Here is an 18,533-nt window from a genome sequence, read left to right as displayed (position 1 = left end):
ATTTACAGCATGTTTTCATTATTAAATATTTTCAGAATTGTAGCCTTTTTAGAAGGTGTATCTTATCTTCTTTTATTATTTATTGCAACTCCAATTAAATACATTTCCGATAATCCTGAATACGTAAAACTTTTAGGGATGCCTCACGGAATGCTTTTTATAGTCTACATTATTTTAGCTTTTTTAATTAAAAGTGACATGAAATGGACTAATAAAACCTTTCTTATTGTGCTTGTAGCTTCAGTTATTCCTTTCGGAACTTTTTATGTTGAAAGCAAACTTTTAAAACCAACCGTTTAATGAGTGGTTTGCAACATAAATTTTATGACTATTTAATATTAAGTGGTTTTACCGAAAACTCGGCCAAGTATTTAAACATGCTTGCACTATTAGTTGCGTTACTAATAGCTGTGTTTATTATAGATTTTGTAACACGAAAAATATTAGTAAAAACCTTTGCTCAGTTTGCCTCGGTATCTAAATCTAATTTTGACGATTTATTGGTTGCCAATAAAGTACCACGTAATATAGCACACATTATTCCCTTACTTATAGCTATTAGATTTGTACCTGAAGTATTTGGAGATTTTCCAACTTTTGAAGATGTTTTTGAGCGTGGATTAGAAGTTTTTGCCATTATTTTAATTTTATGGATTGTTAGAAGCTCACTTAATGCCTTAAAAGATTACCTAAAAACCTTACCTCGTTTTAAAGATAAACCTATTGATAGTTACATACAGGTTTTCATGATTTTCTCTTGGCTTGGCGGTATTATGTCGGCCATTGCAATTTTAACAGGTATTGAGTTTATAAAATTTGTTACCGGTTTAGGTGCTATTTCTGCAGTAATTATACTTGTTTTTAAAGATACTATTATGGGCTTTGTAGCCAGTATTCAGGTATCTATTAACGATATGGTGCGCATTGGCGATTGGATTACTTTTGAAAAATACGGAGCCGATGGTGATGTTATCGAAATTAATTTAGCCACCGTAAAAGTGCAAAATTTCGATAAAACGATAACCACGATACCGACTTATGCCTTAATATCCGATTCGTTTAAAAACTGGCGTGGTATGACGAATTCTGAAGGAAGACGTATTAAACGTGCGCTTTACATTAAACAAACCGGTGTTAAATATTTAACCGATGCCGATGTTGAAAAACTAAAAGGGATTCATTTAATAACGTCTTATTTAGAAGGCAGACAAGAAGATATTAAAACTTACAACAACTCGAATAACGTTGATAAAAACCTATTACTAAACGGACGTAACCTTAGTAATTTAGGTGTTTTTAGAAAATACATTGATACTTATTTAAAGCAGCACTCTGCGGTAAATAAAGACATGATGATTATGGCGCGCCAATTGGCCCCAACTACACAAGGTATTCCTTTAGAAATTTATGCTTTTAGTAGCGATAAACGCTGGGAAAACTACGAGTATATTATGTCGGATATTTTCGATCATCTTATAGCAGCACTACCCTATTTCGATTTAGAAATTTTTGAGCTGCCAAGTCATGGTAGTTTTAAAGCTTAATTACCAAACACAATATTTTAAACTATACATTGCTGCGTAACCAGTAATTTCTATTAAAAAAAGCACAAAAAACGCTATTAGATTTTAAAAGATTTAATAGCGTTTTAAAAGTTAATATTATTTCATGAAAAAAGTTATTTCTCTCATATACTTGCTCGGTATTTTTCAATCTTTAACCGCTCAAAACACAGCCGAAATAAAACAAAAACTAGATTCTTTAGCCAACGTTTACACGGAATACAAACTAAACAATCAGCTACAGAAAGAACGATTTGAAGCCACCATTACTAATGAAAAATGGGATAGTATCAATTTCGATCCTTATAGAAGTGACATTAAAATTCAACCTTTCGAAATTACATTTTCAGATAGTACTTACACCTCACCTATTGATGGTAAAAAGGTAATAACATCGCGCTATGGTTGGCGTAGAGGGCGTGCGCACCAAGGTATAGATATCGACTTAGTTACAGGAGACTCTGTTCGAAGCATGTTTGATGGTATTGTTAGGTTTGCGAGATATAGCTCGGGGCATGGACGCATTGTAGTTGTACGTCATTATAATGGCTTAGAAACAGGTTATGCCCATTTATCGGAATACCAAGTTAAAGCAAATGATACCGTAACTGCTGGCGATATTATTGGTATTGGTGGTAAATCTGGAAATGCAAGAGGCAGCCATTTACATCTTATTGTAAGTTATAAAGGTAATTATATAAACCCAGAATATTTATTCGATTTCTCGGAAAGCAACGCCATTAGAAACGAAAATTTATGGGTGACTAAAAAATGGGTAACGGCTCAATATCACGGTTCTAAACGACAAACGGAATTAGAACTTCTTACCAGTAAATCTATGGCCGAAGCTAGCCATAAGGAAGACGGTAGAAAAAAGATACATGTAGTTAGAAGTGGCGAAACGCTTTCTGGTATTTCTGATAAATACAGAATTTCACTTTCCAGACTTTGTAAAACCAACTCTATAAGAAAAACAAGCCTTTTAAAAATAGGTCAAAAACTAGTTGTTAGTCTTTAAGAAGTTCAAAACACTTCCTTTTTTTAAATAGGAATGAGTCTTCTTATCGTCTTAAAATCATTGGTTTTTTAAGCTTAGAAGCCTCGTAATAAAATACGCTATCAATTTTATAGGTTTCGAATAGCTCTGCTGCACCCTTAATTTTAAGTTTATCTCTTATATGTAATAACCAGTCGCCTCGATCTACTTTTACACTATCTAAAACCGCATTAGTTAGGTTTGCTCCTTTTAAATTCGCTCTAATTAAAAAAGCTCCAGTTAAATTAGCACCTTCTAAATTGGCGTTAATTAATTTAGCATCGTCCATATCAACGTGCGATAAATTGCTGTTTTTTAAGCTAGCGTTTTGTAAATCAACATTCATTAAATCAGATCCAGATAAATTGGCATCATTTAAATTAATATCTCTTAAAATAGAGCCTCTTAATTTAGCATCCATTAATTCTGATTTTGTAAAATCACTTTCTTGTAAAATTTCATCCACAAAAAAAGATGATGAAATTTTACTCTTACACAACGAAATAAGTAATTGTCCACGCTCTGGGCTAATAGGTTCGTCAATAAGCTTATCGCCTACCATGTATCTGTATGGCTTCATGGCACGGCTTAAGCCTATAATTCGTCCTGCTAAAGTATTAGAAAGTCTAGAGGAAGCATTGCTTTTTAATTCACTATTTACATCACTCAAAACTTCGCCCATAATAAACATTTGAGTAGAACGACGAGACGCTTCAGCTAAATGTGTTTGGGTTTCTATTTTACTATTCTGAATTTTTAATAAATTGTTTTGGTAAAACATTAAGGTTGTTGGCAAAATGGCCACCAACAAACCAATAACACCAATTCGGGTAATGCGCCTAATTAAACTTGCTACAAGATTAGATGTAGTATCTATTGATATTTTATGCTGCTCATTAAATTCATTTATAGAATTATAAATACTCTTTTTAAGGTTTTTACCAGCAATTAGGGTTCCAACAAACTTAAAAACGCCGCGCTTATTAGATACAGATTTTTTAGAATCTAGCTTTTCGAGACGTGCCTTTAGGCGTGCATTTTCTCGTAATAAGTCGTCAATATGTTCACTCATTTGTAAGTTTGGGGTTTTGTTACTTTTCGGTTGAAAACAAATTTACTGCTTTAAATTTAATTGAACTTCAATTCTGATTTCGCAGAGTTTATTGTTTTTAATAATTTGACTATAAAGGCTTCTTTATTATTCGATAAAACCTTAGCATGACAATATAAATAATCTTTTTATTAAAAATCTACACAAACATATTTTCATCGACGAAAAACATCTTTAAATAGGTGTATCTACGTATAAATACGATTAAATGCACTTATAACTAACTTAATGTAGTCTATTTCATTATGTTTGTCGCTTATTAACCATAACCAAATTTAAATGATGAAATTAAAAATTAAAATTACCGGATTATTCCTAATCTGCTTATTATCAAATTTTAACAGTACAGCCCAAGAAGGCTATATTGGAGAAGTGAGAATATTTGCAGGTAATTTTGCTCCCCGAGGTTGGGCACTTTGTCAAGGACAGTTATTAGCAATCTCTCAAAACACCGCATTATTCTCAATTGTAGGAACAATATATGGTGGAGATGGCAGAACGACATTTGCATTACCAGATTTACGCGGAAGAGCGGCTATAGGACCTGGTAATGGCCCTGGATTGTCTACTTATAGAGAAGGATCTCAAGGAGGAAGAGAAAATGTCACTTTAACTGTTTCAAATATGCCTTCTCACAGTCATACCGCTACATTTACCCAAACATCCGGTGTTTCAACTACGCCTGCCGTTGCGGAAGAAGCAAACTCAGATGATCCTACAAATAATAGTCTAGCAATTCCTAGTATTGGAGGAGCTAACAAAATATATAGTAGTGATACTCCTGATGCGAACTTATCAAATGGAAATGTTAACGTAGAAGGAAATGTTAATATTCTTAATAACGGAAGCCAATTGCCTTTTGATATTAGAACTCCTTATTTGGGTATCAATTATATAATTTGTCTTCAAGGCATATACCCATCACGCAGCTAATTAAATCAACACAAATCTTTAAAATATGAAAAACAATTACACATTAAAGTTTTTAAAAATAACATTGTTATTTTTTGCTCTGTCACTTACAAGTTTGCCTGTGTTTTCTCAAACTGTGTTAACCGAAGGTGATATAGCTTTTACACGAATCAATACAGATGATGAAACACTCTCGTTTGTTCTTTTGGTGCCAATAGCTAATTCAACTAAATTTATAATAACTGATGAAGCATGGAACGGAAGTTCTTTAGATGCTATTGAATCCTCGATTGAATTTACAGCTACATCAGATTTTTTAGCAGGAGAAGAAATTTCTATTGATACAAATATCTTAAGTTTTACTTCTTCAGGTTCCGGAATAGCGTCCCTTTCTAGCACCGGAGCCTTTAACCCAACAAACACAGGAAATATGTTGGGAACTGCAGGTGATAATCTTTTTATTTATCAATCTACAGGAATGCCTACAGCGACTGATTTCGTGGCTGGTATTAATGCAAATAGTGGAATAGCAGGAACTCCTGGAAATGCTTGGAGTATTTCACCTAGTAACTCAAACTCTCTTCTGCCAAACGGTTTAACTAATGGTACAGACGCTTTAGGTCTTTTTCCGAATGGAGGTGCACAACCAGAAGTTGATAACGCTCGTTATATGCCTACATCGTTGCATACAGGTGATAAAGCTACAATTCTAGCTGCTATAATGAATCTTTCAAATTGGGAGTTTGATAATGCTGTGCCTTTTCCTGTATCTTCAACTACATTTAACGTTACAGTGCCTTGTATGGAACCAGATATTCCAACAGTAACTGCTACATCTAATCCTGTTTGTCATGGAGAAAACACAACTTTAAATATTAGTGGAAATTTAAATGATGCTACAGAATGGAGTATTTATACTGATTCTTGTGGAGGAACTTTAGTGGGGTCGACAGTAACATCTACGTATTTGCTTGAAGCTATGTCTACCACAACTACTTACTACATAAGAGGTGAAGGAGGTTGTAGCAGTGATACATCATGTGCAATGATTGAAGTAACCGTGAAGGCAGAAATTAATAATGAGGTAACCGAAAATGCAGGAGTATTAACAGCAACTCAATCAGGTGCATCATACCAATGGTATAAATGTGGTGACGGAAGTGATTTACTCATAGCAGATGAAACAGGTCAAAGTTTTACAGCGACCCAACCTGGAAATTACAAAGTATGGATTTCTGTTTTAGACTGTTCAGTAGAATCTACATGCATTACTGTATCTACTCTAGGAACAACGGAGATTACCGATAGCAAATCTAATTTTTCAATGTATCCAAACCCTAGTTCTAGCCAAGTGAAAATTAAATCTAGTTTAGGTGGACAATTTAAAATTATTAACCAATTGGGACAAACTGTAAAATCATTCAATGCAACAGCAACTATTGAAACTACAGTGTATGTTGGAGACTTAAGCGAAGGTATGTACTTTATGCAAGGCACCGATGGCGCTTCTGAAAAACTAATGATTAAAAAATAATTAATATACATTTTAAACAAGCATAAAAAAAAGCGTGAATTCTAATTTAGAATTCACGCTTTTTTCTTTTTATCATGTTAAGCTTGATAAAGCATCGCTCCTATTTAGGATCTAAAATGGTATTAATACGCTCTAAACAATCTTTATAGTGGTATTTTGTTGTAGTTTCAGTAGAACGATAAGACGCGCTAATAACAATCTTTTTTAATACCGATAATTCTCCTCTAGCCAAAGCTCTAACATCTGACGATTCCGTCATTAAAAAAGCCATACGCTCAATATATGCACGTTGTAAATTACGACGATAAATATCTACATTTTTAGTTGCATTAGCTTCTGTCCAAAGTCCTTTACGAACATCTTGTAATAACTCTAAAGCAGAGTAATTGTTTGCATCTATAGTTTCATGATCTATTAAACGTTCTAGAATCTCCTGGCTTAATAATTTATTTAAAAAACTGTTTTGGTATTTACCTAAACGCGCTGTGTAACCTTCAAAATCTGTTCGGCTTAAAAGTTCTTTTTCAACTAACCAACTTGGTGTAGTAAATGCATTTTCGTGCAACCATTGTACGGATGCCTTTTGAGTTTCTTTAGGTACAGCTTCAAACGGAATTCCTGATTGGTTCGGGTTAATTAAATTCTCATGTACACCACCAACATTGGTTAAAACATGACTAATGTAACGACGCCATGCTCCAAATAACTCATCATATAATTCCTCTAAATCATCATAATCATTAGTAACATCGCTAGTCCATTCTGGTAAATGAATAGAAACATATTTTAAGTTTTTAAGCGCATAAGTACTCGCTTTTATAGCATCGTTTCCTATATCTTCTGTTTGTGATGTAGGATCAAAACGGCTTCTTTGTTTTCCGAAGATATATTTTGGATCACCAGCTTTTTCAAGAATCCAACCATCTAGAGTTATTAGTTCTGCCTCTGGAGTATGGGCCTCTGGAATAACACGATATCCCCAGTTAATTGCATAATCATCATAAGCTCCTAGTTGTCTAATAAACCTGATGTTTTGGTCTCCAGGTTGCGCAATATAATTATAACGTGCATAGTCCATAATAGTAGAAGCAATACCGTTTTTTTGTGTGAAATCACCATTTCTATAGTTTTCAACATCATAAGCTTTACTCGCACTCATGTTATGTGGTAAACCTAAGGTATGCCCTACTTCGTGAGCAATTACCATTTTCATCATTTCACCAATATCTTCTTTCGGTGTATTTAATGTTCTAGCTGCAGGATTAGCGGCGCCCGTTTCAATTAAATATCTATTTCTATAAGAGCGTAAATGGTTATGATACCAAATAATATCACTTTCAATAATTTCCCCCGTTCTTGGGTCTGATACGCTTGGTCCCATAGCATTTCTAGTTGTGCTTGCTACATAACGAATTACAGAATAACGAATATCTTCTGGACTAAAATCTGGATCTTCTTCCTTACTTGGCGGGTCTTTAGCTATGATGGCATTCTTAAAACCAGCTTTCTCAAAAGGACCTTGCCAAAGCTCTACGCCTTCTTTTATGTATTTACGTAAGTTTTCTGGCGTAGCCGGATCTAAATAATACACAATAGGCTTAATAGGTTCTACCAATTCACCACGAGCATAAGCTTCGGGATCTTTAGGCTCCATACGCCATTTACGAATGAAAGTTTTGGTGTCAGATTTTAATGCTTCACTTCCATAATCTACATAATCTAAAGTAAACCATCCCACACGTTCGTCTGAAAAACGAGATTGCATTGGGTTTTCTGGTAACAAAATCATAGATTGATTCATTTGTAAACTTATAGATTCACCACTTCTAAAAGATGGTGGTGCAGATGCATTGTAAGTCATATCTTGTACAACTTCAATATTCTCAGGAAAACTTTTAACACTGTTTATAAAACTTCTAGAAGCATCTAAATTTTTCACCTTATACTCCGTGCGCATATAAGCTGGTAAACCACTAATAGCCTTAACATCACTCGTGTAAAACTTAGTAACATCGACCACTACAGCAGTAGAATCTTTGCTAAACGCGCTAATATCAAAAGCAAATAATGTAGGTTCGTAATTATTAGATTTAACCGAAATACTAATTGGTAACTCTTCATTAGCTACCGAACTATAAGATTTCTCTTTAATTAATATTTTGTTTTGAAAACGCTCCCATGTTACTAAACGCGAATTGGTTTTAGTACCCGCATTAACATAACCGTCTCCCATGTTAGCAGGGAGTTTAGATATCCTGCTTACCAGAAGCATATCTTTTCCTAAATGCTCCATAGGAATTTCATAAAAGTAAGACTCTCCAACCTGATGGGTTTTAAACAAACCATCATCGGAAATTGCACTTTTAGTAATCACTTCGTTGTAAGGTTTTATTTTACCTTCCTTTTTCTTTTCAACGGGTTTAGATATTTCACTTTTATCTTTTTTATTCTTTTTTCTTTTAGATTGCGCATAGTTGTTTGTAGAAGCTAAGCACATCATTAATGATAATGTTACTAGTATTGTTTTTTTCATAAAGAAAGGGTTAGATATATAATCTTTAAAAATAAAAAATTTATACCGTTAACCCTTTTTTTTCACAAAATTTTAAGGCAAATAAATATTGTAATTACGAATTTATTATTTTTAGACACTTTTAGTTAGAATTTAATATTTATACGACACGAAAAATAATCATGATAAAAGCTAGGACCTTCGTGAGTATATCATGTCTAATATTTTCAATCATGTTATTAAAGCCTTTCCTTACTTCGAGTTATAAGTTTTTGAGCCACCTAGTTGAGATTACTTCAAAAATAAATAAGTTGTTCAGCTTAATTCAAAACTAAATTAGTAATCATTAAATATTCGTTAGTAATTCTCCTATATATTAATTCTTTATATAAGGTTTTCTTTACTATACACCTTACTTTTATATATTTGCAATATAATTAGCCGAACTATAGGCTCTTTATAAATTAAGAAATGAATAAATATTTAAATATGAAAAAAACTTATTTTATAGTAATAGCCTATATAATATGTTTTCAAGTAAAAGCGCAAAGTGTAGACTTTTTCTTTGAAGAAGAATTAAACACTTTTATTAGCCAAAAAGAAGGTGGTTCTCCTTATACTTTCGAAATAATCAGTGTTGTATATAAAACAATTGGGAAAAATCCATCTACTAAACGGCTAACACCTTTTTATAAAAAAGCTTTAGCATTTACCAACAAAGCTAAAGCAGATAGTACTCGAATAGCTAACCTAAATAAAGAAGCAAAACTTACATCTACTGTTAAAAAAGAAATCGCAGATGTAAACAATCGTTTAAGAATAGCACAAAGAACTTTAAAGTCTGTAAAAAAATATGAAATTGTGCCTAGCGAAGTTTCAATCGGAAAATATAATAAGTATAAAATAAGAAGAAGTGTTTTTAAACCTGAGACCATATTTGTAGGTCCATATAAAAAATTAGGAGCTTATTATGTTACTAAAAGTATAGACGGCTACAATGAAAGAGATTTAATTTCTGTTGCTGAAGCTGAAAATTACAATTTAACAAGTGAATATTTTCTTTTCGAAAATCAATTTATAGTAATTGAAAATATTCAAACTAAGGTTGTCTATATGGTTTACCCAGATTTTTTAGAAAAATATGCTATTAATAATTTAGCAGAGCAAGAAAAATATAAAGGAAAAGTTAGCTTACCTAAAAAGGAATATGCACATCTTTACGATAAAAAAATAGACTCTATAGTTATAGATTATAATTATAAAAAATATAGCAGATCTATAAAGCTACCATCAAATAATTAAGATTGTCGCTTTAAATAAATATGTTAAGTATATATTTTAAACATTAAAATATTCACATAAAAAAACCTGTTAAGCCAATTGCTTAACAGGTTTTTTTTATATAATTGAGTTAGTTAACTCTAGATATTTGCAGCAAGATAATCTCCTACTTCTTTAGTTCCGTAAGCTTTTCCGCCATCGGCTAAATCTTCAGTAACAATACCTTCAGCTAAAGCTTTATTTACAGCATCTCTAATTACTTTTCCTTCTTCAGGTAAATTAAAAGCAATTTCAAACATCATTGCAGCCGATAAAACCATGGCCATTGGGTTTGCAATATTTAATCCTGTTGCTTGTGGGTAAGATCCGTGAATAGGTTCAAACAAAGAGTTCTTTTCTCCCATAGATGCCGATGGCATTAATCCCATAGATCCAGAAATTACAGAAGCTTCATCTGTTAAAATATCACCAAATAAGTTTTCAGTAATTAATACATCATAGGTATTTGGCCATTGTACCAAACGCATAGCAACTGCATCAACCAACTCGTAACTTACTTCAACTTCAGGATAATCTTTTTCCATAGCCTGTACAGTTTCTCTCCATAAACGAGACGTCTCCATTACGTTAGCTTTATCAACACAACATAATCTTTTAGAACGTGTCATTGCTAATTCAAAACCTTTTTTAGCCAAACGTTGTACTTCAACACGGGTATAAACACAGTTATCAAAAGCCGTTTCACCACCATCTCTTCTACCTTTTTCTCCAAAATAGATTCCGCCAGTTAACTCACGTAAAAACACTAAATCTGTTCCTTCAATACGCTCTTGTTTTAAAGGTGATTTATCTAATAAAGACGGAAACGTAAACGTTGGCCTTAAATTAGCAAATAAGCCCAATTGCTTACGCATTTGAAGTAAACCATTTTCTGGACGTACTTTTGCCGAAGGATCATTATCAAAACGAGGCAAACCAATAGCTCCAAATAAAACAGCATCCGAAGCCAAACAAACTTGGTGCGTACTGTCTGGGTAAGGTTCACCAACCGCATCAATAGCGGCAGCACCTGTTAATGCTGGCTTCCAAGTTATTTCATGTCCAAATTTTTCCGCAACCGCTTCACTAACTTTTTGTGCTTGCTCCATTACTTCAGGTCCAATACCATCACCTGCTAAAACTGCAATATTAAATTTCATCTTTATTAATTTTTAAACTTTAAATTCTATTTATTTTTTGGCGTTTCTTTTTACTCATCCCTTTCCTTCTACCGCCAATCGTTGAGATTATTTCAACTCACAACAATATTCATCATCTTTTCAGTAGCCTTAATTGCCGAAACTGTTTGATCGGAATCTAAACCACGTGTTTTAAATTCTTTTTCAGCACTTTTCCATGTAATAATGGTTTCACAAAGCGCATCAGAGTTACTTCCCGGTGGTATACGAACAGCATAATCCACTAATTTAGGCAACTTTAATTGTTTCTGTTTAAAAACACTTTTAATAGCATTCATAAACGCATCAAATTGGCCATCGCCATGAGCGCTTTCTTCAAACACTTCTTCATTTATAGTAAGTGAAACCGTAGTTGTTGGTTTTAGACCCATAGCATGCGTTAGCACGTATGCGTTCACTTTCACCTTTTCTTCATAACTTCTGTCTAAAACATCCGAAATAATATAAGGTAAATCCTCTTTGGTAACTACTTGTTTTTTATCGCCCAACTCAATAATACGTTGAGTTACTTTTTTAAGATCTTCACCATCTAGCTGAAGGCCTAATTCTTGTAAATTCTTTTGTATGTTAGCCTTTCCAGACGATTTTCCTAGAGCATATTTTCGGGTTCTCCCAAAACGCTCTGGCATTAAATCACTGAAATACAAATTATTTTTATTATCACCATCGGCATGTATTCCCGCAGTTTGCGTAAATACATTGGCACCAACAACGGGCTTATTAGCAGGAATCATAAAACCAGAAAAGGTTTCTATCAGTTTACTAATAGTATATAAAAAGGTTTCGTTTACACCAATTTCAACCTCAGGCATAAAGTCGTTTATAACAGCAATAGTACTAGCCATTGGCGCATTTCCTGCACGCTCACCCATACCATTAATTGTTAAATGCAAACCATTTGCTCCGGCTTTTAAACCAGCCATAACATTGGCAACACCTAAATCGTAATCGTTATGTGCGTGAAAATCAAAATGTAAACTCGGGTATTTATCTTTAATTTCTTTTACAAAATTAAAAGATTCCTCTGGTGTTAATACGCCTAAAGTATCAGGAAGCATAACGCGCTTTACAGGTTGTGTTGATAAAAACTCTAAAAATTCAAAAACATAAGCTTTAGAGTTTCGCATACCATTACTCCAATCTTCTAAATAAATATTAGTTTCAATACCGTGTTCTGTGGCTTGATTAATATTTTCTTTAATTTCTGTAAAGTGCTGATCTGGAGTTTTTTTTAGCTGATGCGTTAAATGGTTTAACGAACCTTTAGTAAGTAAGTTTTGCACCTTTGCTCCTGCTTCTAGCATCCAGTTTATAGAGATGCCTTTATCAACAAAAGTTAAAACTTCAACAGCATTTAAATAGTTGGTTTCTTTAGCCCATGCTGTAACATCTTTAACCGCTTGAAGTTCACCTTCCGACACACGTGCCGAGGCAATTTCAATACGATCTACTTTTAGTTCTTCTAATAAAAGTTTAGCTATAGTGAGCTTTTCAGAAGCAGAAAACGACACGCTCGAGGTTTGTTCACCATCGCGCAATGTCGTATCCATTATTTCAATTCTTTTTACTTCCATTTTTTAGAAAGGACGAGATTCTGTAAATGTTTCTATCTCGCTTTTCATACTTTGTAAATAGTCGATATCATCAAAACCATTTAGCATGTTGTCTTTCTTGTAACCATTAATATCAAAACTTTCTTTCGTTCCTGAAGAAAGCAATGTAATAGTTTGAGCTTTTAAATCAATTTCAACTTCTGTTTTTGGATCTGCATAAACAGCTTCAAAAATTTCGTCTGCAAATTTAGGACTAATTTGTACTGGTAATACACCAATGTTTAAACAGTTATTTTTAAAAATATCTGCAAAGAAACTAGACACTACACAACGAAAACCATAATCGTAAACCGCCCAAGCAGCATGCTCACGAGAAGAACCTGAACCAAAGTTCTTTCCTCCTAATAAAATTTTCCCTGTGTAAATTGGATTGTTTAATATAAAATCTTCTTTTGGTGTATTATCACCGTTATATCTCCAGTCGCGGAAAAGGTTATCTCCAAAACCATCACGAGTGGTCGCTTTTAAAAAACGAGCTGGTATAATTTGATCGGTATCTACATTCTCTATTGGTAACGGTACTATGCTACTCGTTAATGTTGTAAATTTATCGTATGCCATTTTTTTAATATTCAGTTTGCCAGTATTCAATGAGCAGTAAGCTGCCATAAACTGACGATTATTTTTTTATTCTTTTATAAAATCAACATATTGTTCTGTTAATTAACTTAACAACCGTTGACTATACACTGCGAACTTATAGTAAGTCTCTAGGGTCTGTAACTACACCTGTAACTGCTGCTGCTGCTGCAACTAGCGGGCTAGCTAATAAAGTTCTAGATCCTGGTCCTTGACGACCTTCAAAGTTTCTGTTTGATGTACTTACTGCATATTTTCCTGCAGGTACTTTATCATCATTCATTGCTAAACAAGCTGAACATCCTGGTTCTCTTAATACAAAACCAGCTGTTTCAAAAATATCTAGTAAACCTTCTTCTTTAATTTTAGCTTCAACAATGTGAGAACCTGGTACTAACCAAGCTGTAACATTATCTGCTTTTTGTCTTCCTTTTACAATAGAAGCAAACGCACGGAAATCTTCAATACGTCCGTTAGTACAACTTCCAATAAATACGTAATCGATTTTCTTACCGATCATAGATTCATTTTCAGCATAACCCATATAAGCTAAAGACTTATCGTAAGTAGCTTTACCACCTTCTACAGATTCTGCAGACGGAATATTTTTAGAAATACCCATACCCATTCCCGGATTTGTTCCGTAGGTAATCATTGGTTCAATATCTGCTGCATTAAACACTAATTCTTTATCGAAAGTAGCATCTTCATCAGTTTTTAACGTTTCCCAATATGTCATCGCTTTATCCCAATCAGCTCCTTTTGGAGTCATGGCACGACCTTTAATATATTCGAAAGTTTTTTCATCTGGAGCAATCATACCACCACGTGCACCCATCTCGATAGATAAGTTACAAACCGTCATACGACCTTCCATAGTCATGTTTTCAAAAACATCACCAGCATACTCAACAAAATATCCAGTTGCACCAGACGTTGTTAATTGTGCAATAATATATAAACCAACATCTTTAGGTGTAACACCTTTACTTAATGGTCCATTAATGCTAATACGCATCTTTTTTGGTTTTGGTTGCATAATACATTGTGTAGTAAGCACCATTTCTACTTCTGAAGTACCAATACCAAAGGCAATAGCTCCAAAAGCACCGTGAGTAGATGTATGTGAATCTCCACAAACAATAGTTGCTCCTGGAAGTGTAATACCGTTTTCTGGTCCTACAACGTGAACAATACCATTATTTTGGTGACCTAATCCCCAGTGACTAATACCGTATTGATTAGCATTATCTTCTAAAGTTTTTAACTGATTAGCAGATAAAGGATCTTCAACAGGTAAGTGTTGATTAATTGTTGGTGTATTGTGATCGGCAACAGCGAATGTACGGTCTGGGTACAAAACACTTAAGCCTCTACTTTTTAAACCTACAAAAGCCACAGGACTTGTAACTTCGTGAATTAAGTGACGGTCTATATAAAACACATCTGGTCCATCTGCAATGTTTCGCACTACATGCGAATCCCACACTTTGTCAAATAATGTACTACTCATAAAAAATTTAAATTTTTGTATTAAAATAGCTTTAAAGCTATAAGTGTAACAAATTTAAAGTTTATTACAGTATTTCAAAACTTTATAGTCCTTAGTTACTTTATTTTTATAAAATCACCAACGGAACTGATATAATTTGAATTTAATGCAATGAAATCTTAAAAATGATTACAATTTTTAAAAGAATATCAACACTCATTTTTACAACCTATCGGCCACATATTCAATTTCTGTTTTACCATGCGGTAATGCTTTACCATCAGGCCCAATATTAACCATTACAATGTTTGAAATTGTAATAATGGTTTCTCTCGTCATTTTATTTCTAACCTCTGCTCCTAACACTAATGAGGCTTTTCCAAATTTTACAACATCGATACCAATTTCTACAATATCACCTTGCTTTGCAGACGATTTGAAATCGATTTCACTCATAAATTTTGTTACCACTTTTTGGTTCTCTAATTGGATGATAGAATAAATAGCAGCTTCCTCATCAATCCATTCTAATAACCGACCGCCAAACAATGTACCATTGGCATTTAAATCTTCGGGTTTAACCCATTTTCTAGTATGAAATCTCATATTTTATATCTTTAATTTTTAGTTCTTTTATTAAATAAAGGTACTCTAAAAGTGAGGATTAAAACAACCATGTTAATTACTCTTACTTATTCTAGTATGTGTTTTTATTATTAACTTAAAATAAGGATTGCTGTTTCTCCTCATTCGGAATATTTAAGGCGTATCCTAACTTTTCATTAATCTGTTTTATAAAATATGCTGAAAGCAATGGCGATTCTACTTCAATATTTTGATGAATAAAAAAATCTATTTCTTTAACACCTTGCTCGTTCCAAAGTTTTAAACGCTCAATCCAATCATCTAATCGCGCATAATCCGAAGGGTGGTTAGCACCAACATAGCGTACAAAGGCTGTAGAATTTGTTAATCGCATATGCATTAAATCACGACGTCCAGCGGTATCTACAATAACGTTGGAAATATTCTTATCTTCCAAAAGTTGATACAAGTCTTCTGAAACCACTTTATCGTTATACCAATCGGTATGTCTGAATTCAATAGCTAACGGAATACTTTTTGGCCATTTTTCAGCAAAAGAGACTACTTTATCAAAATCTTTCGGTGTAAAATTACTATGCATTTGTAAAAAGACAGTGCCTAGTTTTTCTTTTAAATGAGAAGCGTTGAATAGATATTGCTCAACAATACCTTCAATATTATGCAGACGTTTATAATGACTAATTTCTTGATTCAACTTCGGAAAAAACTTAAAACCTTCTGGAGTTTTATTATACCAAGTTTCAAACTGTTCCGCAGGGAAAATGCGATAAAATGTAGCGTTTAGCTCTATAGAATTAAATTGTGAAGCGTAATATTTAAGTTCATCTTTTGTACCACGAGGATAAAACCCTTTCAAGTCTGCCCTATTCCATTTTGCACAACCTACATAAATATCTGGCATATAATCATCCTTTGCCGTATTTAAAATGCGCTTAGTATCTATATGATCTTGAGGTAAGGTAAAATCAATAGTTTCAGGATTTGTAACACTGCCAAATTTCATGTAAAACGTTGTATTAATACGGTTTAAAAAGATGTAAAATAATGAGATTATAAAGATAAAAATATTAAATGTTAATAACCTCGTGAATAATTAAAATACACAAATACTATTACAGTCTTATTAATTTCTATCTTGAATAAAAATCAAAACTATGAATTCAAGAGATTTTAATTTGAAGAGTATTCGTCCAGAGATTTTAACAGCAACCATTAATGATGCTATGAGTAGCGAGGAGCGTTTCCAAAACCTAGTACTCCGCCCATGCATTAAAATGCAAAACGATTTACTTGTTGCCGCTTTTAGAAATTACATTATAAAGCATAAATCGGTTTTTCATGGTTTAACGCTCGATAAACGTATGGAATATATTGAAAATGCCATTCAGAAAAATATGAAATTTAGAAACTCTCTAAAAGGCATGATCACCGGTATTTTTACTGTGGAAGAATATTTAATTTACACTGAAAACTCTTCGGCGCTAAACAAACGCATGATGAATATTGTAAAAGATAGACTTTTAAGCAATATTCAGCTTTTTGATAAACCGGAATTACTAACTGCTGTTTAACTAAATTTTAGGCGTTATCTTTTTATTTATTTTAAAATGAAATAGATAAAATATAATGCCTTTTGTTTTGGAAACGTAAATTAGGTTTTGATTATTTTTAAGTTTTCTTTGTTATCGATATTTAGAAAATAAATTCCGGCTTTAAAATTGCTTAAATCTATTTTTACGTTTAAAGCATTTTCGTTTTTAGATAGTAAAAGTTGGCCATTAATAGAATACACATTTATATTTCTGTATTTTGATGTTGTAAATGAAATGTTTAGATCATTTAAAACGGGATTTGGATAGAAACTAAAAGAGTTTTGAGTATCAGCTTCACTACCCAAAGTATTGTTTGAAATGGCGTTATACATGTTTCCTGATAATGCAAACATATAAATAACTCTTAAAGTAGCTCCAAAATAGGCATTTGTAGGTTGGTTTTTTAATTCGGAATAACCATTATTTACAAAATTTTGATTAGATGCAGACATCGCTGCTACGGCGTACGCTCCTGTAAAAGTGGGATCTTTATAAGATATATCTATAGCAACGCCTAGTTGAGAATAGCCTGGGTAAATTTGATTAAAACCACCTTGTGCATTTACAAAATCGTTACATAAAGAAGCGTAATTAAGAGCTTTCGAACCTCCATACCATATATAGTCTAAAGCTATTCGCCAAGGTGTTCTAGCCGCATCATAATAATAAGATTTCCCTTCGTCGTAAGCCCAGGACACTTCATTTGAATATGTTCCATCAGCCTTACACCAATCTGAAACTAAATTATAAGATGCATTGTTCTTAGATAAGTTGGTATTTAAAATATCATAACTTTTATCGCTTACAGCCTCCCAAAAAGCTACATCATTAGAATAAGTTCCAAAAACCTTAAAATATCCAGGTGATAAATAAGAGAGATTGGTATTGCTCGACCCGCCCCAAACATCTCCAGGTTTTAGAACGTAAGTACCATTTTCTATTTCGTGATTTTTAATGGTGTTTATTAAAGTTAAAGCATTCTCTTTATAATCTAAATCACCTAAACTGCCCCATTTTTTTTCTGCAACAATTAAAGCATAAGCAGCATCTAATTCTGCATCAGATGCTCCGTTAAAACCAATAACGGTTGAACATTCACTAATTTTCCAGTTCATCACACCATTATTATTAGAGAAATCCTTATAATACAGCCATAAACCATCGAATAATTCCTTGTCATTGGCATAAACAGAAAGCAACATACCGTATCCAATTCCTTCAGATACAGTTTCTGATGGCGTATCAAATTTTATACGGTAGCGTCCATTCACGCAAGTTTCTGCAAAAGTATTTCTCCAGGCAAGGTAGGCATCATAAATATCACTAGACCCAATGTTTGTAGGTTGAACTCCATAACTATAATTAGAATTAACAAAGCTAACCTGATTTATTTGTGAAAAAGAGCTAAGTGATGTTATTAAAATAAAGCAAATTGATAGTAAGTTTTGGTTTTTCATATGTTTAG

Annotated in this window: 16 protein-coding genes; 7 read left to right on the top strand and 9 right to left on the bottom strand. The window is 33.1% G+C overall.

Going from position 1 to position 18,533, the window contains the following annotated elements; genetic code table 11:
• The first annotated feature begins 9 nt into the window (after positions 1 to 9).
• The 3 genes from V6246_RS03185 to V6246_RS03175 all read left to right on the top strand — a co-directional run bounded on the left by V6246_RS03185 (position 10) and on the right by V6246_RS03175 (position 2,580).
• A complete protein-coding gene (locus tag V6246_RS03185; protein ID WP_159020287.1) occupies positions 10 to 300 on the top strand; it encodes a DUF3817 domain-containing protein in 291 nt (96 codons plus the stop codon).
• Positions 300 to 1,544 carry a mechanosensitive ion channel family protein gene (locus tag V6246_RS03180; RefSeq protein WP_341558920.1) on the top strand — a complete coding sequence of 415 codons (1,245 nt, stop codon included), beginning with the start codon at positions 300 to 302 and terminating at the stop codon, positions 1,542 to 1,544. Before V6246_RS03185 ends, V6246_RS03180 begins: the two co-directional genes overlap by 1 nt.
• Positions 1,545 to 1,668: 124 nt before the next feature.
• Positions 1,669 to 2,580, top strand: coding sequence for a M23 family metallopeptidase (locus tag V6246_RS03175; protein ID WP_341558919.1), 912 nt, complete (start codon positions 1,669 to 1,671; stop codon positions 2,578 to 2,580).
• A gap of 43 nt (positions 2,581 to 2,623) precedes the next feature.
• Here the strand turns inward: V6246_RS03175 and V6246_RS03170 are convergent, their stop codons facing one another.
• Positions 2,624 to 3,670 (bottom strand): pentapeptide repeat-containing protein, encoded by a 1,047-nt coding sequence (locus V6246_RS03170; RefSeq protein ID WP_341558918.1) that lies wholly within the window; start codon positions 3,668 to 3,670, stop codon positions 2,624 to 2,626.
• Between the two features lie 318 nt (positions 3,671 to 3,988).
• On the opposite strand from V6246_RS03170, the gene V6246_RS03165 reads away from it, so the two are divergent.
• Together V6246_RS03165 and V6246_RS03160 are read left to right on the top strand one after the other, a co-directional pair.
• Positions 3,989 to 4,642: a phage tail protein gene (locus V6246_RS03165; RefSeq protein ID WP_341558917.1), complete on the top strand. Its 654-nt coding sequence runs from the start codon at positions 3,989 to 3,991 to the stop codon at positions 4,640 to 4,642.
• A gap of 25 nt (positions 4,643 to 4,667) precedes the next feature.
• Positions 4,668 to 6,155, top strand: coding sequence for an Ig-like domain-containing protein (locus V6246_RS03160; RefSeq protein ID WP_341558916.1), 1,488 nt, complete (start codon positions 4,668 to 4,670; stop codon positions 6,153 to 6,155).
• A gap of 100 nt (positions 6,156 to 6,255) precedes the next feature.
• Here V6246_RS03160 and V6246_RS03155 read toward each other — a convergent pair whose 3' ends face one another.
• Positions 6,256 to 8,688 (bottom strand): zinc-dependent metalloprotease, encoded by a 2,433-nt coding sequence (locus V6246_RS03155; protein WP_341558915.1) that lies wholly within the window; start codon positions 8,686 to 8,688, stop codon positions 6,256 to 6,258.
• 450 nt (positions 8,689 to 9,138) lie between these two features.
• On the opposite strand from V6246_RS03155, the gene V6246_RS03150 reads away from it, so the two are divergent.
• The gene (locus V6246_RS03150; RefSeq protein ID WP_341558914.1) at positions 9,139 to 9,969 is read left to right on the top strand and encodes a hypothetical protein; all 831 of its coding nucleotides are present in this window, start codon (positions 9,139 to 9,141) and stop codon (positions 9,967 to 9,969) included.
• Between the two features lie 119 nt (positions 9,970 to 10,088).
• Here V6246_RS03150 and leuB read toward each other — a convergent pair whose 3' ends face one another.
• The 6 genes from leuB to V6246_RS03120 all read right to left on the bottom strand — a co-directional run bounded on the left by leuB (position 10,089) and on the right by V6246_RS03120 (position 16,479).
• Complete coding sequence (leuB, locus tag V6246_RS03145; protein ID WP_341558913.1) at positions 10,089 to 11,147, bottom strand: 3-isopropylmalate dehydrogenase; 1,059 nt, start codon at positions 11,145 to 11,147, stop codon at positions 10,089 to 10,091.
• 92 nt (positions 11,148 to 11,239) lie between these two features.
• Positions 11,240 to 12,760, bottom strand: coding sequence for an alpha-isopropylmalate synthase regulatory domain-containing protein (locus V6246_RS03140; RefSeq protein WP_341558912.1), 1,521 nt, complete (start codon positions 12,758 to 12,760; stop codon positions 11,240 to 11,242).
• Positions 12,761 to 12,763: 3 nt separating this feature from the next.
• The gene (gene leuD / locus V6246_RS03135) at positions 12,764 to 13,360 is read right to left on the bottom strand and encodes a 3-isopropylmalate dehydratase small subunit (protein ID WP_159020277.1); all 597 of its coding nucleotides are present in this window, start codon (positions 13,358 to 13,360) and stop codon (positions 12,764 to 12,766) included.
• Between the two features lie 136 nt (positions 13,361 to 13,496).
• On the bottom strand, positions 13,497 to 14,891 hold the full coding sequence (leuC, locus tag V6246_RS03130) for a 3-isopropylmalate dehydratase large subunit (protein WP_341558911.1): 1,395 nt from the start codon (positions 14,889 to 14,891) through the stop codon (positions 13,497 to 13,499).
• A gap of 201 nt (positions 14,892 to 15,092) precedes the next feature.
• Positions 15,093 to 15,476, bottom strand: coding sequence for an acyl-CoA thioesterase (locus V6246_RS03125; RefSeq protein ID WP_042506793.1), 384 nt, complete (start codon positions 15,474 to 15,476; stop codon positions 15,093 to 15,095).
• Positions 15,477 to 15,591: 115 nt separating this feature from the next.
• Positions 15,592 to 16,479, bottom strand: coding sequence for a DUF72 domain-containing protein (locus tag V6246_RS03120; RefSeq protein ID WP_341558910.1), 888 nt, complete (start codon positions 16,477 to 16,479; stop codon positions 15,592 to 15,594).
• Between the two features lie 151 nt (positions 16,480 to 16,630).
• Between V6246_RS03120 and V6246_RS03115 the strand changes: the two genes are divergently transcribed.
• Positions 16,631 to 17,047, top strand: coding sequence for a glyoxalase (locus tag V6246_RS03115; protein WP_341558909.1), 417 nt, complete (start codon positions 16,631 to 16,633; stop codon positions 17,045 to 17,047).
• Positions 17,048 to 17,127: 80 nt separating this feature from the next.
• Here the strand turns inward: V6246_RS03115 and V6246_RS03110 are convergent, their stop codons facing one another.
• The gene (locus V6246_RS03110) at positions 17,128 to 18,525 is read right to left on the bottom strand and encodes a glycosyl hydrolase family 8 (RefSeq protein WP_341558908.1); all 1,398 of its coding nucleotides are present in this window, start codon (positions 18,523 to 18,525) and stop codon (positions 17,128 to 17,130) included.
• Between the last annotated feature and the right edge of the window lie 8 nt (positions 18,526 to 18,533).

Source organism: Algibacter sp. TI.3.09 (assembly GCF_038154905.1).
Classification (GTDB): domain Bacteria; phylum Bacteroidota; class Bacteroidia; order Flavobacteriales; family Flavobacteriaceae; genus Algibacter.
The sequence above is the reverse complement of the archived record's forward strand: the minus strand, read 5'-3'. Positions and strand labels throughout refer to the sequence as shown.